The organism is Limnobacter sp. UBA7229 (assembly GCF_002473065.1).
In the GTDB taxonomy this organism is placed as follows: domain Bacteria; phylum Pseudomonadota; class Gammaproteobacteria; order Burkholderiales; family Burkholderiaceae_B; genus Limnobacter; species Limnobacter profundi.
This window is the reverse complement of sequence record NZ_DKTN01000017.1, coordinates 17760-40145: the sequence shown is the minus strand read 5'-3', so window position 1 is coordinate 40145 and position 22386 is coordinate 17760. Positions and strand designations below refer to the sequence as shown.

The 22386-nt window shown below is 53.8% G+C and carries 18 protein-coding genes; 11 read left to right on the top strand and 7 right to left on the bottom strand.

The features are described 5' to 3' along the window. The first annotated feature begins 17 nt into the window (after window positions 1–17). Window positions 18–611 carry a M48 family metalloprotease gene (locus B4C79_RS09885; RefSeq protein WP_291740407.1) on the top strand — a complete coding sequence of 198 codons (594 nt, stop codon included), beginning with the start codon at window positions 18–20 and terminating at the stop codon, window positions 609–611. Here B4C79_RS09885 and B4C79_RS09880 read toward each other — a convergent pair whose 3' ends face one another. From B4C79_RS09880 to tsaD, 6 genes are all read right to left on the bottom strand, one after another. Next, window positions 612–1064, bottom strand: coding sequence for a hypothetical protein (locus B4C79_RS09880; RefSeq protein ID WP_105027202.1), 453 nt, complete (start codon window positions 1062–1064; stop codon window positions 612–614). A gap of 68 nt (window positions 1065–1132) precedes the next feature. After that, window positions 1133–2383: a glycolate oxidase subunit GlcF gene (glcF, locus tag B4C79_RS09875; protein WP_291740405.1), complete on the bottom strand. Its 1251-nt coding sequence runs from the start codon at window positions 2381–2383 to the stop codon at window positions 1133–1135. 9 nt (window positions 2384–2392) lie between these two features. Next, the gene (gene glcE / locus B4C79_RS09870) at window positions 2393–3475 is read right to left on the bottom strand and encodes a glycolate oxidase subunit GlcE (RefSeq protein WP_291740403.1); all 1083 of its coding nucleotides are present in this window, start codon (window positions 3473–3475) and stop codon (window positions 2393–2395) included. Window positions 3476–3487: 12 nt separating this feature from the next. Then, a complete protein-coding gene (locus B4C79_RS09865; protein WP_291751457.1) occupies window positions 3488–4978 on the bottom strand; it encodes an FAD-linked oxidase C-terminal domain-containing protein in 1491 nt (496 codons plus the stop codon). Window positions 4979–5053: 75 nt separating this feature from the next. Then, window positions 5054–5416, bottom strand: a complete 363-nt coding sequence (locus B4C79_RS09860) for an RING-HC finger protein (protein WP_291751455.1) — start codon at window positions 5414–5416, stop codon at window positions 5054–5056. 75 nt (window positions 5417–5491) lie between these two features. Beyond that, on the bottom strand, window positions 5492–6571 hold the full coding sequence (tsaD, locus tag B4C79_RS09855) for a tRNA (adenosine(37)-N6)-threonylcarbamoyltransferase complex transferase subunit TsaD (RefSeq protein ID WP_291742970.1): 1080 nt from the start codon (window positions 6569–6571) through the stop codon (window positions 5492–5494). 116 nt (window positions 6572–6687) lie between these two features. Between tsaD and B4C79_RS09850 the strand changes: the two genes are divergently transcribed. Beyond that, entirely contained in the window at window positions 6688–8580 is a 1893-nt protein-coding gene (locus B4C79_RS09850) for an alpha/beta hydrolase (protein ID WP_291742973.1), read from the top strand. A gap of 39 nt (window positions 8581–8619) precedes the next feature. Here B4C79_RS09850 and B4C79_RS09845 read toward each other — a convergent pair whose 3' ends face one another. Next, a complete protein-coding gene (locus tag B4C79_RS09845) occupies window positions 8620–8799 on the bottom strand; it encodes a hypothetical protein (protein WP_171100462.1) in 180 nt (59 codons plus the stop codon). Window positions 8800–8875: 76 nt separating this feature from the next. Here B4C79_RS09845 and nirB point away from each other — a divergent pair, with 76 nt between their 5' ends. The 9 genes from nirB (at window position 8876) to rpoD (ending at window position 22370) form a co-directional block, all read left to right on the top strand. Then, window positions 8876–11332 carry a nitrite reductase large subunit NirB gene (nirB, locus tag B4C79_RS09840; RefSeq protein WP_105027197.1) on the top strand — a complete coding sequence of 819 codons (2457 nt, stop codon included), beginning with the start codon at window positions 8876–8878 and terminating at the stop codon, window positions 11330–11332. After that, complete coding sequence (gene nirD / locus B4C79_RS09835) at window positions 11332–11703, top strand: nitrite reductase small subunit NirD (RefSeq protein ID WP_105027196.1); 372 nt, start codon at window positions 11332–11334, stop codon at window positions 11701–11703. Before nirB ends, nirD begins: the two co-directional genes overlap by 1 nt. 19 nt (window positions 11704–11722) lie before the next feature. Beyond that, window positions 11723–14572, top strand: a complete 2850-nt coding sequence (locus B4C79_RS09830; RefSeq protein ID WP_171100458.1) for a nitrate reductase — start codon at window positions 11723–11725, stop codon at window positions 14570–14572. 17 nt (window positions 14573–14589) lie between these two features. Next, entirely contained in the window at window positions 14590–15588 is a 999-nt protein-coding gene (ybiB, locus tag B4C79_RS09825; protein ID WP_171100457.1) for a DNA-binding protein YbiB, read from the top strand. Next, window positions 15575–16804 carry an NAD(P)/FAD-dependent oxidoreductase gene (locus B4C79_RS09820; protein ID WP_291740154.1) on the top strand — a complete coding sequence of 410 codons (1230 nt, stop codon included), beginning with the start codon at window positions 15575–15577 and terminating at the stop codon, window positions 16802–16804. The genes ybiB and B4C79_RS09820 overlap by 14 nt, the downstream gene beginning before the upstream one ends. Window positions 16805–16981: 177 nt before the next feature. Beyond that, window positions 16982–17194: a 30S ribosomal protein S21 gene (rpsU, locus tag B4C79_RS09815; protein ID WP_105027193.1), complete on the top strand. Its 213-nt coding sequence runs from the start codon at window positions 16982–16984 to the stop codon at window positions 17192–17194. A gap of 10 nt (window positions 17195–17204) precedes the next feature. Next, window positions 17205–17651: a GatB/YqeY domain-containing protein gene (locus tag B4C79_RS09810; RefSeq protein ID WP_105027192.1), complete on the top strand. Its 447-nt coding sequence runs from the start codon at window positions 17205–17207 to the stop codon at window positions 17649–17651. Between the two features lie 107 nt (window positions 17652–17758). Continuing rightward, entirely contained in the window at window positions 17759–19639 is a 1881-nt protein-coding gene (gene dnaG / locus B4C79_RS09805) for a DNA primase (RefSeq protein WP_291740157.1), read from the top strand. Between the two features lie 274 nt (window positions 19640–19913). After that, the gene (gene rpoD, locus B4C79_RS09800) at window positions 19914–22370 is read left to right on the top strand and encodes an RNA polymerase sigma factor RpoD (RefSeq protein WP_171100451.1); all 2457 of its coding nucleotides are present in this window, start codon (window positions 19914–19916) and stop codon (window positions 22368–22370) included. Window positions 22371–22386: the final 16 nt, after the last annotated feature.

The window sequence follows — 22386 nt, the reverse complement described above, 5'->3', positions numbered from 1 at the left end:
CGAAGTTGGAGTGGAGTATGTGGCGTGTGTGGGTCGAAGTCTTGCGGTTTGTATGGATCACCTGTCTGGGCTTTGCCTTGTTTTACTCAAGCGCACAGGCGGCAACCCGCACTGACATCGACCATGCAATTGTTCAGTTGGGTAAAACAGTGCCTAATATGAAGCTTGAGGTTGAGCTGACAAAAACCTGGAGCAGGGCCTACGTGTCAGACCGCATCGAGGGCGCGCTGCTGACCATGGATCCTGACTTCTTGAACCGCTTAACACCCGATGGCGTGTTGTTTGTGATCGCCCATGAGTACGCCCATGTGCACCTGGAGCATCAGAAAAAATTGGGCTCTAAAGCCATGGAACTGGCTGGCCAGCCTACACCCGACATGGCTTTTGATGCGATTGAACGCAACCCGGCCACCATGGAAAAACTGCATGCAATGAACCGTCAATTTGAACTGGATGCTGACGAGGCTGCGACCAAATGGCTGGCCAGTTTGGGTGTTACTGCCTGCACCGAGGATGTGCTTCGCAGCATTGACGGTGCAGACATGATGATGCCAGTGGTGCCCTCGCACCCTGGCTACTACAGCCGTAGGCAGGTGATTTGCCGGAAGTGATCAACGGGTGAAGCGTTCCTGTGTCAATGACAATTGACTGGCAATCTTCGTCGCAATGTCTAACTGAGCTGGCTTTTTCGCAAAGCTTTGCAGTTGATTGAAAGACAGTTTTTGACTCGGATTTAAAGCTGTGTGTTCAAGCATCACCCATGCGCAAAGATTTTCCTGACGTGTCGTCAAATCCCCGGGGTTTGTTATTCTGCGACTCACCAGAAATTCCCCCAAGGCCATTCGCGTAGCAACGGGAACACCACGAAACATCTGGTTTTCAATGGCGTTGCATTTGCTCACAATCTCTTGAACAACATTAATCCCTTCAGATTCAAAAATTTGTGAGGCTTGTCGGCGGGCAGCAGCAACCAGCCCACTACCCTGGAGGGGGTCGGTGCCCGCTGAAGCGTTGTAACTCATGTGTTGAATGGGCGGTGCACTGGTAAATTGGGTTGGGTTCATGGTGACTAAATTGCGTTTTCAAAAGGTAAAAGGACACCTTAGTGAAATTGCAAGAATGTCAGTTCCATTTAAACTGCTTGCGCCACCCACTCTACCCAGTGGCGAACATCCACAGTGGCATCACTTTCCAAATGACCCAAACAGCCAATGTTGGCAGATGCTATTGCTTGTGGTTTGCCCGCCATCAGATTGGCCAGCTTGCGTTTCTTCAGTTCTTTGGACAGTTCGGGTTGCAATACTGAATAGGTGCCCGCTGATCCGCAGCACAAATGGGAGTCCGCAACTGGAGTTAGTTTGAAGCCAAGAGTAGTCAACACATTTTCAATCACGCCCTTGATTTGTTGGCCATGTTGCAATGTGCACGGTGGGTGAAATGCAATGGTGCCTGGAATGCGTTGCTGTTCAATGGCTGCCTTTACTCTGGTTCCAAGGCGTGCCAGCCCGTCGGCGTTTTGTCGGGTGATGAACTCGCCAATGTCCAGAGTTTTGTCGCTAACCATTTTGGCTTTGGCGGCGTATTCCTTGTCGTTCTCAAAGTGATGTGCATATTCACGCACGGTTACGCCGCAGCCTGATGCATTCATCACCAAGGCTTCAGCCTCGCCGCTTTGTAGCAGTGAATACCAGGCATCAATATTGGTTTTCATTTGTGCAAGTCCACCCGCATGGTCGTTCAGGTGAAACTTCACGGCACCACAGCAGCCTGATTCCTGTACCACCATGCTTTGAATGCCCAGCGCATTGAGGATTACCGATGTTGCAGAGTCAATCGACGGCATCATTGCAGGCTGCACGCAGCCTTTCAGCAAAATCACTTTGCGTGTGTGTGCGGTGTTGGCAAATGGCAGGGTGGCGCGCTTGGCAGGCACTTTTTTCTTGATGCTTTCGGGCAGTATGCCGCGCACAGCCTTGCCCATGGCCATGCCCGCAGTGAACATGGGGCGGTTGGTCATGAGCATTTTCAGGCTTTCGCGGGTCAGTTTTTCAGCCATGGGGCGCTCTACGCGCTCGTCTACGATTTTGCGGCCAATGTCGATCAACTGGCCATATTTCACGCCGGAAGGGCAGGTGGTTTCGCAGTTGCGGCAGGTGAGGCAACGGTCCAGGTGTTGCTGGGTTTTGCGGGTTACCTGCTTGCCTTCAAGCACTTGCTTGATCAAGTAAATACGACCGCGTGGGCTGTCCAGTTCGTCGCCCAGTATTTGGTAAGTTGGGCAGGTGGCTGTGCAAAAACCGCAGTGCACGCACTTGCGCAAAATGGCGTCGGCGGCGATGCCATCGGGGGTGTCTTTGATCCAGTCTGCGAGTTGGGTGTCCATGGGCTCTGCTTACAAAATAGGTGACAGGCGGTTGATGCTGAACACACCAGCCGGGTCGAATTGTTCTTTCAGGCGACGCTGTAGTTTCAGCATCACCGCATCGGGTTGCTGGAATGCGTGAACGCGCGCAGCTTCGTTGGCAGTTCGGTACAAAGTGGCATGGCCGCCTACGCGTTTGGCCATTGCGCGAATTTGTTCGGCATTTACAGCAGAAGAGTCATCTGCACGGAACCAGCGCAAACCACTGCCCCATTCATGCACACTTTGACCATGCATGGCCAAATCTACTGTGGTGGGTGGCACGGCCAAGCGCCACAAATCACCTTCGCGGCTGAAAAATTCATGTTGCTGGTCGCGTACGCTGGTCCAGAAGGCTTGTGCCTGCTGCACCTCAATTTCCTGTCCACCCATGTTTTTAATGGCGGCCTGCACCGCGGCGCTGGCACCACGCAGGCGCACAGTCAGCTTGCCATTCTCAAAGAATGTGGCCGAAATGGGCAAGGGTTTGGACAACCATTCATTGCTTTGCGAAATGGCTTTGTTGACGTCCATCTCGAACTGCAGGGTGGCTTCAGCGGGTGCAACCGGCATGACCTTGATCGACAGTTCAGTGACAATGCCCAGCGTGCCCATGCTGCCGGGAATAACCCGGGATACATCGTAACCGGCCACGTTTTTCATCACCACGCCGCCAAAGTGCAGCAGTTGGCTTTTGCCATCCAAAAGGGTACAGCCGAGCACATAGTCTTTTACGCCACCTTTGCTTAAACGCGCTGGACCAGCCAGGCCGCTGGCGATTGCGCCGCCAATGGTACCAGCGGCGCCGAATCTTGGTGGCTCAAATGCCAATTCCTGTTTTTGCGCAGCCAGTGCCGCTTCCACTTCAGCCAGCGGCGTGCCTGGTTTTACCGTGATTACCAATTCCGTTGGCTCGTACTCCACAATGCCAGCCCATTGGCGCATGTCCACCTCAATGCCTTGCAAGGGGCCACCGTAAAAGTTTTTGGTGCCGCCACCCACCGGGCGAATTTGCGTGTTGTTGCGTGCAGCCAGTTCCACCTGCTTACACAGGTCGTCGATAAAGTCGCTCATGGTCTCGTTCTTTTAAAAGCGGGGCAGGTCTGCAAAAGGCACTTGGCCACCATGCACATGCATACGGCCATATTCAGCGCAACGGTGCAGGGTTGGAATGGCCTTGCCAGGGTTGAGCAAACCAGGTTCGTCGAAGGCTTTTTTAACTGCGAAAAATGCATCCAGTTCAGCACGTGAAAATTGCACGCACATCTGGTTGATTTTCTCGATACCCACGCCGTGTTCGCCGGTCACGGTGCCCCCTACTTCCACGCACAGTTCCAGGATTTCGGCACCGAAGTCTTCGGCGCGTTTAATTTCCTCTGGCTTGTTGGCATCAAACAGAATCAGGGGGTGCAAATTGCCGTCGCCTGCATGAAACACGTTGGCACAGCGCATGTCGTATTTCTTTTCCATCTCGGTGATGGCGTTGAGTACACGGGCCAGGCTTCTGCGGGGAATGGTACCGTCCATGCAATAATAGTCGGGTGACACGCGGCCAGCAGCAGGAAATGCATTCTTGCGCCCCGCCCAAAACTTCAGGCGCTCAGCTTCGCTTTGCGACACCTTGATGGCCGTGGCACCGCAGCCGTTCAGCACGCGGGTCATTTCCGCAATTTCTTCGGCCACTTCTTCCGGGGTGCCATCGCTTTCAAGCAGCAAAATGGCTTCGGCTTCAGTGTCGTAACCGGCTTTCACGAAAGGCTCAACCATTTGGCTGGCGCGTTTGTCCATCATCTCGAGGCCAGCGGGAATAATGCCGGCAGCAATCACGGCAGCCACGGCATTGCCTGCGTTGGCTACATCGTCAAAGCTGGCCATAATGACCTGTGCCAGTGCGGGTTTGGGCACCAGTTTTACGGTGACTTCAGTAACCACAGCCAGCATGCCTTCAGAGCCAATCACCAAATTCATCAATTCAAGGCCGGGAGCATCGGGTGCTTCAGATCCGAACTCAACGATTTCGCCTTCAATGGTAATGGCGCGCACCTTTAACACGTTGTGCACGGTAAGGCCGTACTTCAGGCAATGCACGCCACCACTATTCTCGGCCACATTGCCGCCAATGGTGCAGGCAATTTGGCTGGAGGGGTCGGGTGCGTAGTAAAGCTGGTGTTGGGCCACGGCCTCGGAAATGGCCAGGTTGCGAACACCAGGCTGCACCACAGCGCTGCGCGATTGCACATCCACTTTCAGGATTTTGTTGAACTTGGCCATGCCCAGAAGAATGCCGTGCTTGTGGGGCTGTGCACCGCCAGACAAACCAGTGCCCGCGCCACGAGCAACCACCGGAACATTCAGGCGATTGGCCAGTTTCAGGATTTGAACGACTTGATCTTCTGTTTCCGGCAAGGCCACCACCATGGGCAGCTGCCGAAACAGGCTCAGGCCATCGCATTCATAGGGTTTGGTGTCTTCAACTTCATGCAAAACTGCGTGTGCGGGCAGAATCTGGTTCAGTCCTGCGATTACTTCTGCGCGCTGGGCGGCATTCAGTACAAAGTCTTCGGTGGGCGCATTCATAGGGGGTACCTCTTTGACAGCTTTAAAGAATACCTTTTTCAGAACCCCTATGGTAATTGGTGCTTGCCCGAGTTTCTAGGCACTCAGCTTTGCGGCTTTGTTAAAACACCTTTGTTTGGAATACGCTTTACCCTGGAAAATTACATGTTCATCGGTGCCCAAGGTCAAACCAAGTTGTGCCCAATAGTTGGGGTTGGATGGTTCCTCGCGCAAGCGGTGAAGCGCGGCGTCTATTGGATTAACGAGAATATTGCTTGCGGTAATTGGTGCCCGGCACATCATACAACGCGGGTCCATGCCCTGTGCAATCGCCTGATTGGCCAATTTGCGTGCGCAATTTGTGCACGCAGTGTGCTGGTTGTTGCAAAGTTCAATTTCTGGATTGTTCTTTGGGGAAGGTATTTCGTAGCAAATGGGGCATTCAGATGCATTTATCATGGGTGCTGCAAGAGGCGAAACGGTAAACACAGTCAGTGGCATTTGCTGTCGATGGGTTCAATTTAAATTTCCATTTTAAATTTCCATCGGGGTGGCCAGTTCGCACCTGGGGCGAGTGCGCATGCCGTAATCCCGCGCATCCAGCAGCGCTGGGTTCATGGCCAGTTGCATGGCACCTGCAAAAGCAATCATCGCACCATTGTCGGTGCACAAGCTTAGCTCGGGGAAGTAAACTTCCACACCACGTTTGCGCGCCGCTTTCACCAATTGTTCTCTTAGCAATTGATTGGCACCCACGCCACCGGCCACAACCAAGCGCTTGTGGTCTTGCTGTAGGCAAGCTGCCAAGGCTTTCTTCACCAGGGTTTCCACAATGGCCGCTTGAAAACTGGCTGCGAGGTCAGTTTTGTCGGTGTCGCTGATCACCATGGTTTCAGAAGGTTGGCTAACCCCTGCCAGTTTCATGGCGGTGGTCAGTACTGCGGTTTTAAGGCCAGAAAAACTGAACATGAAATCGCCACTGTGCAGCATGGGCCGGGGCAGTTTGAAGCGTTCCGCATTTCCACTTTCTGCCAGTCTTGATAATGCCGGGCCACCTGGGTAAGGCAGGCCGATCATTTTTGCGGTTTTGTCAAACGCTTCGCCAGCCGCATCGTCCAACGTTTCACCCAGCAGGGCGTAACGTCCCAGGCCTTCCACACCCATCAGTTGCGTGTGCCCGCCACTGACCAACAGCGCGGTGAAAGGAAAGGCAGGTGGGTTCGAAGAAAGCAAAGGTGACAGCAAGTGCCCCTCCAGGTGGTGCACAGGAATTACAGGCAAGTTCAAACCCATCGCCAGGCTGTAGGCAAAGGCGCAACCTGCCATCAGCGCGCCTGGCAAACCGGGGCCTGTGGTTACGGCGATGGCATCAACATCCTGTAAGGCAATGCCGGCTTGTTCAAAGGTTTCATCCATCAGCGGAATCAGGCGGCGAATGTGATCGCGTGAAGCCAGTTCGGGCACCACGCCGCCGTAGTCCTTGTGCATTGCAATTTGAGAATACAGTGCTTGCCCAAGAATGCGGCCATCGGTGGTGCACAGTGCTACGCCAGTTTCGTCACAGGAGCTTTCAAAACCAAGCACGATTTTCGGAGAATTTGCAGCAGAAGTCACTTCAGGCGGCCAGAATGGAATCAACTCTTTATTTTAGCGTGGCTTCGATAAGCAATTGAATCTGAAAGGCTTCAAGTGCTAGTAATAGTCAAAACATTACAAATCGGAGACACTTAATGTTGATCAGTGTAAGCAGACTGCTGGGGCCACTGCTGTTGGTAGTTGGGCTTGCGGGTTGCCTGTCGGAAACTGACCAGGCAAGGGTTGGCAATACAGGCTCAATCGGCGGTGGTGGCCTTAGCCCTTCTGAAACTGAAATGCCGTTGCGGGTCAAAAGCCAGCAAACGGCCACAGGCCATGCCGCACGTGTTGAGCAGGTCGTCATCCCGGCATTTGACGGCACAGATTTGGCGTTAACTGTCTATTTTCCGGAGTTGGATGCGGGCGAGGCTACTCCCCTGTTGTTGCACTCCCACGGCTTTGGCGGCAACCGCGCTGCAACGCTTGATTTCGACGAGGCCCAACAAACCTCCGAAATTGGTGTAGACACTCTGCAAGTGGCCTACAACGAAAAAGAACCGATCGCCGGGCGTGCAGGCTGGTACGTGATTTCTTATGATCAGCGCGGTCACGGCGACACCGGTGGCAATGTCACCATTCTTGATCCTGAATTTGAGGGCAAAGACTTAAAAACCATCCTGGATTGGGCCGAAGCCAATTTGCCCAATCTGGGTTACCGCAGCAAGGCCGGGACATTGAACCCGGTGGTAGGCACCATTGGTCGCAGTTATGGTGGTGCTTTTCAATTGATTGGCAGCGGGCTTGATCCCCGAATTGATGCCATGGTGCCCAACGGCACCTGGTACGACTTGCGCTACAGCCTGAACCCCGGCGGTGTGCCCAAAACCACGTACCTCAACGGTTTGGTGGCCGGTGGTTTGCAAAGCAACCGTGGGCGCTACGATCCTTTCCTGTTTGAGGGTTTGGCGCAGGCCAACACCACCGGTGTGGTGTCGGAGGAAATCGCAAAGCGATTGGGCTCGCAAGGCTCCGTTTCCTACTGCGACTTGTCTGCAAACTTGCCCAGAGGCATGAACCTGAAATCAGATGTGCCTGCCTTTTTTGTTCAAGGTGCTACTGATGTGTTGTTTAACCTGAATGAAGCAATTCAAAACTTTGAGTGCTATCGCAAGGTGAATGCCGATGCGAAATTGTTGTTCGTCAAATACGGGCACTTGCTCAATGCTTTGGGCGTGCAGCAAGACCCCAATATGGCGCTGGAAGGCACAGGCGCCAAATATGCCTTCAATGAAAGCCTCATCTGGCTGAAAACCACACGCAATACCTGCCCCGCCGCCAACTGGGATGCTGAAACAGGCCGTTGCGTTATTCCGCTGAAAAACATGATGTTCCAGTTCCTCGCCCAGCATTTGGTGGGCGGCAGGCAATCCAGGTCTGCGGATTACCTGGGGTTCGACCCAGTGCCCTTGCCCGAAATTGCTTCAGTTCTTGAAGACAGCAGAAATGACCCCACCGCAGTTGAGGTGAAGTCCAATTCATCCAACCGCCCAAAACTGGAAGGTGTACGCGCAGCCTCGGCGTTTACTGCACCCACGCAGGTGGCGGCGGGCGTGGCAGGTCTGTTTTCTGGTTTAACCTCAACACAGGCAGCGCAGTTGGCCCAACCCGTGTATGTTGAATTGAACAATGCGAACTTGCCCGGTTGTTTCGTGGGCACGCCCAAAGCCACTGTGAAAGTAGAGCCAGTTGGCCCGGCTTCGCCGGAGGCGCCCATTGTGTATGTGGGCCTTGGGCTTAAGCGTGCCGACGGTACCCAAACCGTGTTGCACGATCAAATTACGCCGTTGAAAGGCTATGGCGAGAAAGCAATCGAGTTGCCGGGTATCTCGGTTCAATTGTTGGAAGGCGATTCGCTCACCTTGACCATTCAGGGCTACAACCCTGTTTTTGTCAGTAGTTTCAACCGCTTGCCCGTGCCTGTTACAGTCAGTGCCAGCGTGGCCTTACCCAATCAAGTTCAAGACCCAACCGGTTTTTGTACGCTGTAACAAACCAGCGCACTGTTCTACACAGAATGGTGCGCTGCACTAGTTGGGTGCCAGCCAGCCCGTCCAATACTCCCCCATTTCACCGGAATCAGCCTCTTTGTGGTGCAAAACCACATTGAATCGGCTGGCACGCCCCTTGCATTGATAGGGGCGTAGGTCGTCAACGGCGGCGATCTGCAGGTGGATTGACAGGTCTCCCACGGTTACGAAAGTGACCACGGGAGTTGGACAACGGCGTCCGTGCTGCTTCGTGCAGCCGGGGGCCGTTTTTTTTTGGTAAATTGGGATTGAATATATGCTGATGTCCGTCAAAAAACAGAAGCTGGTGGTGATTGGTAACGGCATGGCCGGTATCCGGGTGGTTGAGGAGCTAATAAAGCTTGCCCCCGAGCTGTATGAAATTACCGTGTTTGGCGCAGAACCGCATCCCAATTACAACCGGATCATGCTTTCGCCGGTATTGGCTGGAGAGCAGAAGTTCGAAGAAATCGTGCTCAATGATTGGGACTGGTACACCAGCAACAACATCACCCTGCACGTGGGCCGAGAGGTCACTGAGATCGATCGTGTGAAACGCGTGGTGAAATGTGCCGACGGCACTGCTGCGCCATACGACCGCTTGCTGTTGGCCACAGGCTCCAATTCCTTCATTTTGCCAGTGCCCGGCTCAACCTTGCCCGGCGTGATCGGCTATCGCGACATTGCAGACACCGAAGCCATGCTGGAAGCTGCAAAGCATTACAAGAAAGCAATCGTAATCGGTGGCGGCCTGCTGGGCCTTGAGGCCGCAAACGGTCTGGCCATTCAGGGCATGGACGTGAGCGTGGTGCATTTGCCCACCTGGTTAATGGAACGCCAGCTTGACCCCACTGCAGCGGGCCTGTTGCAGAAAAGCCTGGAAGCCAAAGGGCTCAAATTTTTACTCGCGAAAAACACCAAGGCTTTGCATGCCGGGCCCGATGGCCGTGTTGCACAAATTGAATTTGCCGATGGTGAAATTCACGATGCTGATTTGGTCGTGATGGCGGTGGGTATTCGCCCGAACGACAAGCTTGCCGCCAGCAGCGGCCTGCTGTGCAATCGTGGTGTGGTGGTTAGCGACACCATGCAAACCATCACCGACCCCAAAATTTATTCTGTGGGCGAATGTGCCAGCCACCGTGGTATTGCTTACGGTTTGGTGGCCCCTTTGTTTGAGCAAGCCAAAGTGTGTGCCAACCACCTCGCGCAGTTCGGCATTGGCCGCTATGAGGGGTCTGTTACCTCCACCAAATTGAAAGTGACTGGCGTTGATTTGTTCTCTGCTGGCAACTTCATGGGTGGTGAAGGTTGCGAGGAATTGCTGCTTTCCGATCCCATTGGTGGCGTGTACAAAAAGCTGGTTATTAAAGAAGACAAACTGGTTGGCGCCTGCCTGTACGGCGACACGGTAGATGGTTCCTGGTATTTCAAGTTGATGCGTGAAGGCAAGGCCATCAAGGAAATTCGCGAGAAGCTGATGTTCGGCCAGAACAACATTGGCGACACTGGCCATGAAGGGCAAAACCAAGCCAGCAAAATGGCCGACACGGATGAAGTGTGCGGTTGCAACGGTGTGTGCAAAGGCACCATTGTTCAGGCAATTAAAACCAAAGGTTTGTTCACCATTGAAGAAGTGCGCAAGCACACCAAGGCCAGCGCAAGCTGCGGTTCATGCACAGGTTTGTGTGAACAGATTTTGATGAGCACGGCGGGCGCTGATTATTCCGCCACGCCGAAAACAAAACCCATGTGTGGCTGTACAGACCACGGCCACCAAGTGGTTCGCGATGCAATTTTCAAGCATCACTTGACCACCAAGGAAGAAGTGTTCGCGACCATGAACTGGCGCACGCCCAATGGCTGTGCGAGTTGTCGGCCGGCTGTGAATTATTACCTCATCAGCTCCTGGCCCGGCGAGGCAGTGGACGATCCACAAAGCCGCTTCATCAATGAACGCGCACATGCCAATATTCAAAAAGACAAAACCTATTCGGTGGTGCCACGCATGTGGGGTGGTGAAACAACCGCCGCTGAACTGCGCCGCATCGCTGATGTGGTCGACAAGTACAACATTCCCACTGTGAAGGTAACAGGTGGCCAGCGCATCGATTTGCTGGGTGTGAAAAAAGAAGATTTGCAAGACGTGTGGAAAGACCTCGACATGCCCAGCGGTCACGCTTATGCCAAAGGTTTGCGCACAGTAAAAACCTGTGTGGGAAGCGAATGGTGCCGCTTTGGCACGCAAGACAGCACGCAAATGGGCAAAGATCTTGAACGTGGTTTGTTCAAAATGTATGCACCCCACAAGGTGAAACTGGCTGTGTCGGGTTGCCCGCGAAACTGCGCTGAAAGCGGCATCAAAGATGTCGGTGTGATTGGAGTGGATTCTGGTTGGGAAATTTATGTGGGCGGCAATGGTGGCATTAAAACCGAAGTGGCCCAGTTCTTGTGCCGCGTTAAAACTTCCGATGAAGTGATGGCAGTGAGTGGTGCATTCCTGCAGTTGTACCGCAAAGAAGGCTGGTATCTGGAGCGCACGGTGCATTACCTCGAGCGCGTGGGTCTTGAGCACGCCAAGGCCCGCGTGGTCGATGATGTCGCCAATCGCAACGCCTTGTGGGCCGAACTGCAAGCAGCACTGGCCATTGAAGAAGACCCATGGCACAAGCCCAAAGAAGCGCAGGTTGATTTGCGCCAGTTCATTCCAATCAAGCTGGCGGAGGTGGTCTAATGTCGGCATCACTACTTGAGGAACAGAAGGAAATTCAAATGGAATGGATTGACATTTGCGCGGTGGAAGACATCCCCGTGTTGGGATCACGCATTGTGCGCCGCCCCACAGGGCAAGACATCGCGGTTTTTCGCAACAGTGAAGAACAGGTGTTTGCCTTGCTGGATGAATGCCCGCATAAAAAAGGCCCCTTGAGCCAAGGCATCGTACACGGCACCACGGTCACCTGCCCTTTGCACAACTGGCAAATTGGTTTGGCCGATGGCTGCGCACGTGAACCCGACGAAGGTTGCACCGCCAAGTTCACCGTGCAGGTGGTCGATGGCCGCGTGCACTTGAAAGCCAGTGAAGTAAAGAACCACGGCATTTGATTTTTCGGAAAAGAAGCCAATGACCGAACTGCTGCAAGCCATTCAAAACACTAAAACAACCTGCCCGTATTGCGGGGTGGGTTGTGGTGTGGTGGTGCGCACGCAAGGCGGAAAAATTATTGATGTGAAGGGCGACGAAACACACCCGGCCAACCTTGGCAAGCTGTGCAGCAAAGGCAGCAAGCTGGCTGAAACGGCCACGGTGAATGTGTACGGGCAAGTGCGTGCAAGCCAACCTTTGCTGCGCATTCAGCGCGACCAGCAAGTCGCCCCCACCGACTGGAACACCGCGCTTGATTTCACCGCGCGCGAGTTTGCGCGATTGATTTCCACCTATGGACCCGACAGCGTTGGCTTTTATATCAGCGGCCAATTGCTGACCGAAGACTATTACGTGTTCAACAAACTTGCCAAAGGTTTGATTGGCACCAACAACATCGACACAAATTCACGCCTGTGCATGAGCAGCGCTGTGAGCGGTTACAAACGCACGCTGGGTGCTGATGCGCCACCTTGCAACTACGACGATTTGGCCCTGGCCGATTGCGTGTTTATCGCCGGTTCCAACATGGCGTATGCGCACCCAGTGGCTTACCGCAGGCTTGAAGCTGCGCGCGCTGCCAAGCCCGGCCACAAATTGATTGTGGTCGACCCACGCGCAACCGACACCGCGCTCATGGCTGATTTGCATTTGAAAATTCAGCCTGGCACCGATGTGATGTTGTTCAACGCCATGTTGCACGTGATGATGCAAAACGGTTGGCTTGACATGGCCTACATCAACAAACACACAGAAGGCTTCGACGCAGTGGCCAAAGGCTTGGTTGATTACACGCCCAAGCTGGCAGCCAGTGTGTGCGGAGTTCCGGAAGGCGACATTGTGACTGCCGCCACCTGGTTCGCCCAAAGCAACAGGACACTCTCCCTGTATTGCCAAGGGTTGAACCAGGCCACCACCGGAACCGACAAAAACACATCGCTGATTGCTTTGCACCTGGCCACAGGGCAAATCGGCAAAGAAGGTTCAGGCCCGTTTTCGCTCACAGGCCAGCCCAATGCCATGGGTGGCCGCGAAGTGGGTGGTTTGTCTACCTTGCTGCCTGCACACCGTGAATTGAATAACCCAGCGCATGTGGCTGAGGTGGCTGCATTTTGGGGTGTGAAGCAAATCAGTGCCACACCGGGTGCCAGCGCAGTTGAAATGTTTGATCAACTGGAGCAAGGCAAAATAAAAGCTGTTTGGGTGGCGTGTACCAACCCCGCGCATTCATTGCCCAATTCGCAGAAAGTGGCACGTGCTTTGCAAAACGCCGAGCTGGTGGTGGTGCAAGATGCCTATTTAACGCCAGCCACTGTGCAGTATGCCGATGTGTTATTGCCAGCAACCACTTGGGGTGAAAAAGAAGGCACGGTCACAAACAGCGAAAGGCGCATCAGCCGCGTGCGGCCTGCCATGCCTGCCTATGCGGATTCAAAAAACGATTGGCAAATTGTGGTGGAGTTTGCAAGGCGGCTGGAAGTGGAGTTACAAAAGCTGGGTGTGGAAAGCCCGCGCCTTCACAACACGGCCGACGCATTCATGCCCTACACCAGCACTGAAGAAATTTTCAATGAGCACCGCGAAACCACACGTGGCCGTGATCTCGACATCACTGGTTTAAGCTATTCGGTGTTGGAGACAAGGGGGCCGCAACAGTGGCCCATGCCCGAGGGAGTAGCTGAAGGCAAAGCCCGCCTGTACGAAGATGGGGTTTATCCCACCGCCACAGGCAGGGCCAAGTTTGTATTTGCCAATTATGAACCTGTGGCCGAAGAGGCTGATGCGCGCTTTCCATGGCGCTTGAACACAGGGCGTTTGCGCGACCAGTGGCATGGCGCAAGCCGCACCGGCACTCTGGCTGAATTTTTCTCGCATGAAGCCGAGCCTGCAATCGCCTTGCACCCGACCGATTTCAAGCGCCTGAACCTGAAGCCACAAAGCTGGGTGTCGGTGAAGTCTCGCCGCGCCACCATCACCTTGCGCGCGAAAGAGGATGAGTCGGTTGCGCGAAACCAAGCCGTGTTGCCCATGCATTGGGGACCAGAATTTTTCGGTGGAAAATCGGGTGTGGGTGGTGTGAATGCGCTCACCATTGAAGCGTTCGACCCCTATTCCAAACAACCGGAACTGAAGCATTCCGCTGTGAACATTCAACGTGTGCACTTGCCCTGGCAGGTGGTTGTGTTTGTCTATAGTGAACATTGGCTTGGCCTGTGGCAGAAGGCCCGTGCGCTGTATGCCGAATTTGATGCGGCGGTGTGCGTGCCCGTGGGCCGCGAGCAGACCGGTGTGCTGTTTCGCGCAGCCAGTGCACAGGCACCTGCCAAGGAAGTGATTGATCGCCTGCAAGCTTTGTTTGAATGCGAGGGCGGCGATGTCATGGTGTATTCCGACCCGAAAACCGACGCACGCCGCCGCATTGGCGTGAAAGTTCAAACCTCGCCACAAGGCCAAACTGCCACGCTGAATAAAGTGTTCCTCGCTGGCAATATTGAATCAGAAGGCTGGTTGCGCAATTATTTCGACCAGCAGCTTGATGTCATGCCCTTGCGCAGCTTTCTGCTCGCACCCGCAAGCCAGCCTCCAGGCGTGCAAACCGAGGCAGTGCGCATGGTGTGCAACTGCGTGGGTGTGTCTGAACAGGCCATACAGGCGGGCATTGCAATTGCCTGTGCAAAAAGTCCCGGTTCAAACCTGTGCGCCGACGAAAACCAATTGCTTAGTGGTTTGCAAGGCAGCCTGAAATGCGGCACCCAATGTGGTTCGTGCGTGCCTGAAATTCGCAAACTGATTCGCGCACAGGCCAGCCTTGCTACAATGGTGTCTTAAGTATTTTTCAAGACCCTATGTCCAACTCCGCTCAAGCCGACAAATTTTCTTGTGCCCCCTTCATTAAAGAAATTGGTCGCGGGAAGGATGGCGCACGTGGCTTGCCCCGCGAGCAAGCGAAAACCCTGTTTTCAGCCATTTTGCGCGGTGAGGTGTCGGATTTTGAACTGGGTGCAGTACTCATCGCATTGCGGGTCAAAGGCGAAAGCCACGACGAGTTGATTGGTTTTTTGCAAGCCATTGCCCAGCACTGGCCTGACGAAAGCCATTCGCCTCATTTTCACACCCTGCAGGCGCTCAACGCGCAATCCCGGGCCGAGGGCAAACCTGTCATTGTGATCCCCAGTTACAACGGGGCGCGGCGCAAACCCAACTTCACCCCCTTGCTGGCAGGCCTTTTGGCGCAACGCGGCTACCCTGTACTCGTACATGGTTTGCAAAGCGATTTCACCGGGCGCGTTACCAGTGCGCAAGTGTTTGCCCATTTAAACTGGAATGCCGTTCACATGCCCCACACCGCACCCGTGTACATGCCCATGGCGCAAATTTATCCGCGTATTGAAGCCTTGTTGCAAACCCGCAAGGTACTGGGTGTGCGCAGTTGCACCCACACCTTGGTCAAATTGATGGTGCCAAGCGCATTCAGCAATGCGCTTCTGGTGACCAGTTACACCCATCCAGAATTCTGGAATTTGCAACGCGAGGTGCTGTGCGCAACAGGCCACACTGCGCTGGTGTTGCGCGGCCATGAAGGCGAACCAGTGGCAGCCCCTTACCGCAGCCCCCGAATGGATGGTGTGAAGGCTGGCGGCACCTGGTGTATTTCCGAGCCCGAAAACCTGTTTACCGAACAGCCTGATCCACACCCCGATATTGACGCAGAATCAACCGCACGTTTAATTGAAATGTGGTTGAACAATCCGCAGGAAATGCCGCATGGATTTGCGCGTCAGTTGGATGCAATTGAGGCTGTTCACCAAGCACCAAACCAAGCAATAAGCCATGCAGCAATTTGATGTCATTGTGATTGGTGCCGGTGCTGCCGGCCTCATGTGTGCCGCGCAAGCCGGGCAGGGTGGTTTGCGGGTCGCATTGCTGGACCACAGTGAAAAACTGGCTGAAAAAATTCGGATCAGTGGTGGTGGGCGTTGCAATTTCACCAATGTGAAGGTGTCTGAGGACAATTTCATATCTGAAAACCCAAGGTTTGCCCGCTCCGCCTTGGCGCGTTATACACCCGCCAACTTTATTGCGCTGGTGAAGCAATACAACATACCCTTTCATGAAAAACACAAAGGCCAGTTGTTTTGCGACCGCAAAAGCGACGACATCATTGACATGCTTGCAGCCGAATGCAATGCAGGCAAAGTGAAGTGGTTTCGCCCCCACAGCGTGAATGCAGTGGAACATGACGGTAGCCAGTTCAAATTAAGCACTACAGCGGGTGCCTTACAGGCCCGCAATGTGGTTGTGGCCAGTGGGGGCTTGCCAGTGCCCAAAATTGGCGCCACCGATTTTGGCCTGAAGCTGGCCAAGCAGTTTGGCCACACACTGGTCGATCAACGACCTGCACTGGTTCCGCTTACTTTTGATTCCGGCATGTGGGAGCCCTTTGTAGGGTTGGCTGGTGTGGCGCTACCAGTGTATAGCCGCGGAAGCGATTCCAATGCCCCCTGGTTTGATGAAGACTTGTTGTTTACCCACCGGGGCTTAAGTGGCCCCGCCGTGCTGCAGGCCTCTACGTACTGGAACCCGGGCAAGCCAATTACGCTTAACCTGGCTGGCAAGGACACAGACGCGGCGGCGCTACAAACCGATTTGCTGCAAGCCACGCTGGGTGCAAAAGCCAACGCCGAGAACTGGTTTGCTGCGCAAGTGCCGCACTGGCCCAAGCGTTTGGTGCAGGCTTGGCTGAATAAACCGGAATTGCAGGCCATTGCAGGGCGCAAAGTGGCGGAGTTGGGAAAAAAGCAACTGGGGCCCTTGGCGCAGTTAATTGCAGCCTGGCAGCTGGTGCCCAGTGGCACCGAAGGCTACAAAAAAGCCGAGGTGATGCGCGGTGGTGTTAGCACCGCCGATTTACAGCCCAAAACACTCGAGTCGCGCAAAATTCCAGGCCTGTACTTTATCGGCGAGGTGGTGGATGTAACTGGCTGGTTGGGTGGTTACAACTTCCAGTGGGCTTGGGCCAGTGGCTACACTGCGGCCCATGCAATATTGGACCCAAAATAGTTGAAAACCCTTGAGAAAGCCGGCTTTCGCATGGTACTATCTCGGTCTTTGCCAGATTCTTGGCGGTAACTCTTTGCTCTAACTCATTGGGTTTTGCATAAAAAAATATGTGAAATCAATGGGTTAGGGGTTAGAAAAGAGCTGAAAAACAACTTACGAACACCCGATTGGAGCCATATGCCAAACGTTCGCGTTAAAGAAAACGAGCCATTTGAAGTTGCCCTGCGTCGCTTCAAGCGCACTATCGAAAAAACAGGTCTGTTGACTGAACTGCGCTCACGCGAGTTCTATGAAAAGCCAACCGCTGAGCGTAAGCGCCTGAAAGCTGCCGCCGTAAAGCGCCACTACAAGCGCCTGCGCAGCCAAATGTTGCCCAAGAAAATGTATTGATTCGTTTGGCATGTCACTGAAAGCGCAAATTCTTGAAGACATCAAGCAGGCCATGAAGGCCCGTGAGCAGGCAAAGCTCACAACGCTTCGAATGCTCTCAGCGGCAATCAAACAAAAAGAGGTCGACGAACGCGTCGAACTCGACGATGGGGCGGTCCTCGCCATCATCGAAAAGCAAATCAAGCAACGAAACGAAGCCGCCATCCAGTTTGAGCAGGGTGGTCGGCCAGAGTCGGCCGAGGTTGAAAAAGCCGAAGCTGCTGTTTTGGCATCTTATCTTCCCGCGCAATTGTCCGAAGCAGAAGTTGTGGCCGAAATTCAGGCCATTGTTCAGGCAGTGGGCGCAACTGGCCCGCAAGACATGGGCAAAGTCATGGGCGCAGTGAAAGCCAAGCTGGCTGGAAAGGCTGACATGAGCAAAGTATCTGGGCTGGTCAAGGCCGCTTTGGCCAAATAAGCTGGCCCATCGCAAACCAACTGCTCGTTTCCTCCCCTTTGGGTTTGTTATTCTAGAAGTCGGGCCACTGGCTCTGATTTTTCTGCATGTGAATTCACCCAAACTGCATGATTCCTCAAAGCTTTATTGATGACTTACTCTACCGCCTCGACATTGCCGATGTGGTGGGGCGTTATGTGCAGTTAAAAGCGGCCGGGGCTAACTTGCAGGGCTTGTGCCCATTCCACAACGAGAAGTCTCCATCATTCACGGTCAGTCCGTCCAAGCAGTTCTATCACTGTTTTGGTTGTGGTGCACATGGCAATGCAGTGGGGTTTGTGATGGAACACCTTGGGCTTACATTTCCTGAGGCTGTTGAAAACCTGGCGGGCAATTTGGGCATTGATGTGCCTTATGAAAAAGGCATGGATGTACCGGCCGAGGTGCGTTCCGAGCGGGAAGAGCTGGTTGAGTTGCTGACACGCGCCGCCAACTATTACAAGGCACAGCTTAAAAAAAGCCCGGTGGCCATTAATTACCTGAAAAACCGCGGATTGACCGGGCAAGTGGCCGCCCGCTACGGCATGGGTTACGCGCCCGATACTTACCAAAACCTGGAAGCCGTGGTCGAGAATTACGCAAGCAATACCCAGCTGGATTTGGCCGGGCTGACCAAAATCAGCGACAGCAACCGTCGGTACGATGCATTCCGCGGTCGCATCATGTTTCCCATTCGCAATGCCAAGGGGCAGGTAATTGGTTTTGGTGGTCGTGTACTGGGCGACGAAAAGCCGAAATACCTGAACAGCCCCGAAACGCCAGTTTTCTCAAAAGGGCACGAGGTGTATGGCCTGTTCGAGGCGCGCCAGGCGATTCACAAAATGGGTTATGCCTTGGTGACCGAAGGTTACATGGATGTGGTGGCCTTGGCACAGTGGGGTTTCGAGAACGCAGTGGCCACGCTGGGTACAGCAGTAACGCCTGATCATGTATTGAAATTATTCAAACAAACTGACCGGCTGGTTTTTGCCTTTGATGGCGATGGGGCTGGTCAAAAGGCGGCATGGCGCGCCCTGCAGGCCTGTTTGCCACACGTTAGCGAAAACAAGCGGGCCGATTTCATTTTCCTGCCCGCCGAGCATGATCCCGACTCTTTTATTCGAACCGAAGGGCCAGATGGCTTCGAGGCCATGGTGGCGCAATCTGCTTCTTTGTCAGAATTTTTGGCGCGCTACCTGGAGCGCAACTACCCCCTGCAGCAAATTGAGGGCAGTGCGGCTGCCATTTCATTTTTGAAGCCTTTAATTGTGCAAATGCAGCCCACCGTTTACAGGTCGTCGTTGTTGCGTGCATTGGCGAATTTGCTGGGCGCCACACCCATGGAGCTTAGCCGCCACTTGGGTTTGAAAAGCCGCGAGGGCGGGGGTGATTACTTTTCGCCGAAAAACAAGGGGCAGTTTCAGGGTGGGCAGCAAAATGGGCAGCAGGGCAAATTTTCCGGCAAGAAGTTCAGTAAACGGTTTGGAAAGTTCGACGACGAGCCATTACAAAACAATTGGGGCCCCAGGCCCACTGCAAAATCGCCGTTATTAAGCCTGGCTGCGCGGGTTATTCGCGCACCTCAGCTTGTGGAGTTGTGTAATTCATTGCTTGAGCTGTACGAGCGAGAGCAAGACCCCGCAGCCGAGGTGCACAGTTTTGTTCATTTGCTTGAAAAAGTCAGAAACGACCCCAACTTGCTAGAGGCTAGGCTTCAACATGCCTTCAATGACGAAGTGCATCAAAATTGGGTTAACTCGGTTCTGAAAGAAGCGCGCAGTTTGGATGATTCCCTCGATTTTGAAACCGAGTTGCGTTCTGGCGTGTATCAATGTAGCGAGCTGTGGTTTAAGGCTGAGCTGGAGCGGCTAACCGCCGAGATGCCCACACAGGGGGAGCAACTCCGTTGGTATCACGAGTGCATGCAACGCTTCCAAGAATTAAAACAAAAGCGAGTTAATCAGTTATAATTAAGGGTTACGGTGCAGCTTTTGCATCTTTTTGTAGTGCGCATTTGCGCATTAGGTGGCTGTTATTGAGTTGTTCAGGGAATGAATGTTCAAAATACTCAACATTTTTTCAAAAACACAGGAACAGAAAGCCAAATCCGGCCACAAAACCAAGTCTGCGAAGTCACAAACCGTGAGTTCTCAGCAAACCGATACACACACACAGATTCCTGGTGGCCAAAAGCCGGAGAAGGAATCCTCCACTAAGGCATCCAAACGCAAGGGAGCGTCGTCAATGGCAGGGAAGAAGGTTTCTCCTCAAAAGGCAACTGTAAAAGAAGCGAAAGTAAACACCGTGGTTAAGAAGACAGAATCCAAGAAAACAGCACCTGTTGCTGAAAAGCCTGTGAGCAAGAAAGCCGCTGCGCCCGCACCCGCACCTGTTGTGGCCGATGAAACGCCCAAGCGTGGCCGCAAGCCCAAAGTGGTTGAAGCTGCTGCCGAGCCAGTGGCCAAGGCAGCCAAGCCTGTAGCCAAAGCGGCGGCCAAGCCCGCCAAGGTGGCGGAGCCCGTTGCTGTTGAGGAAGTGCAGCCCAAAAAACGCGGTCGCAAACCCAAGGTGGTTGAACAGGCGGCGCCAGCGCAAACCGCTGAAGCCCCCAAGGGGCGTGGACGCCCGCCCAAGGCTGGCAAGCCCAAGGCTGAAGAAGAGGACGACGAGGACATCGATTCCGGTGCAGACGCATCGATCGACTCCGACGATGTGCCCGAAGACGACGATTCAGATGCCAAAAAAGCCGACCTGGTGATCATGCCCAAGCGTGGTCGCGGCTCCAAGGCCAAAGACAAAGCGCTGATCAACTCGGCTTACCTCAGCTCGGCCAACGCCACTGTTGAAGAACTCGAATTGCGCCGCAACCAGCTTAAAACCCTGATCAAAATGGGTAAAGAGCGCGGCTACCTGACCTTTGCTGAAATCAACGACCACTTGCCTGACGATGTAACCGACGGCGAAGTGATCGAAGCCATGGTCAGCACCTTCCACGACATGGGTATCACTGTTTACGAACAGGCCCCTGATGCGGAAGCCTTGTTGATGAACGACAACGCACCCGTGGGCACTTCTGCCGAAGACGCAGAAGAAGAAGCTGAAGCCGCGTTGAGCAACGTTGACTCTGAATTTGGCCGCACCACCGACCCCGTTCGCATGTACATGCGTGAAATGGGTACGGTTGAGTTGTTGACTCGCGAAGGCGAGATTGAAATTGCCAAGCGAATTGAAGCTGGCCTGAAAGACATGGTGCAAGCCATTTCTGCGTGCCCAGCCATTGTCGAAGACGTGGTTGGCCTGGGCCAGCGCATTGCTGAAGGTTTGTCGACGGTAGATGAAGTGGTTGACGGCATCGTTGACGACTCAATTACAGACGACATGGTTGAAGCCGCAGCGCCTGAAGAGGTTAGCGACGACGAAGACAGCGATGACGAAGAAGAGGGCAATGACGGTGGCACCACCTCCGGCATGTCGGCCCGTCAGCTGGAAGAACTCAAGAAGAATTCGCTGGTGGTTTTTGCTGAAATTGAAAAGCAGTTTGCCAAGCTGAAAAAAGCACGTGCAGATGGTGGCTACAATTCTGCGGCCTACAAAAAAGCCAAGGAAGCGATTGCCGAACAGTTCATGAAAATTCGCTTCACTGCCAAGCAGGTTGAGCGCCTGTGCAGCATTTTGCGTGAGCAAGTGGACAGTGTTCGCAAAATTGAACGTGAAATTTACGACATCGCCGTAAACCGCGTGGGCGTGCCCCGCGAGCAGTTTCTCGATAAATTCCGTGGTCATGAAGTGGAAGCGGCCTGGGTAGATACATTCAGCGCATCGAACGCGGCTTGGGCTGAAACCTGGGCGCGTAATATTCCTGCGATCAACGAATTGCAGCAAAAGCTGGTTGCCATTCAAGACGCGGTTTCTTTGCCTTTGAATGACTTGCGCGCGATCAACAAACAAATGGTGTCCGGTGAAAACCGTGCCCGTTTGGCCAAGCGTGAAATGATCGAGGCCAACTTGCGTTTGGTGATTTCGATTGCCAAGAAGTACACCAACCGTGGCTTGCAATTCCTGGATTTGATCCAGGAAGGCAACGTGGGCTTGATGAAGGCGGTGGACAAGTTTGAATACCGCCGTGGCTACAAGTTTTCGACCTATGCCACTTGGTGGATTCGCCAGGCCATTACCCGCTCCATTGCTGACCAGGCACGCACCATTCGTATTCCGGTGCACATGATCGAAACCATCAACAAGATGAACCGTATCAGCCGTCAAATTCTGCAGGAAACCGGTATTGAGCCCGATCCCGCCACCTTGGCCGAGCGCATGGAAATGCCCGAGGAAAAGATTCGCAAGATTCTGAAAATCGCGAAAGAACCCATTTCGATGGAAACACCGATTGGCGACGACGACGATTCTCACTTGGGCGATTTCATCGAAGACAACCACACTTTGGCCCCGCAAGACGCTGCACAGTACAGCAGCCTGCGCTTTGTGACCAAAGATGTACTCGATTCGCTGACCCCACGCGAGGCGAAAGTGCTGCGCATGCGTTTTGGTATTGAGATGAGCACCGACCACACGCTGGAAGAAGTGGGCAAGCAGTTTGATGTAACCCGCGAGCGGATTCGTCAAATTGAAGCCAAGGCACTTCGCAAGCTGCGTCACCCCAGCCGTTCAGACAAGCTGAAAAGCTTCCTGGAAGGCGAATAAAGCTTTTGAAAGGTAA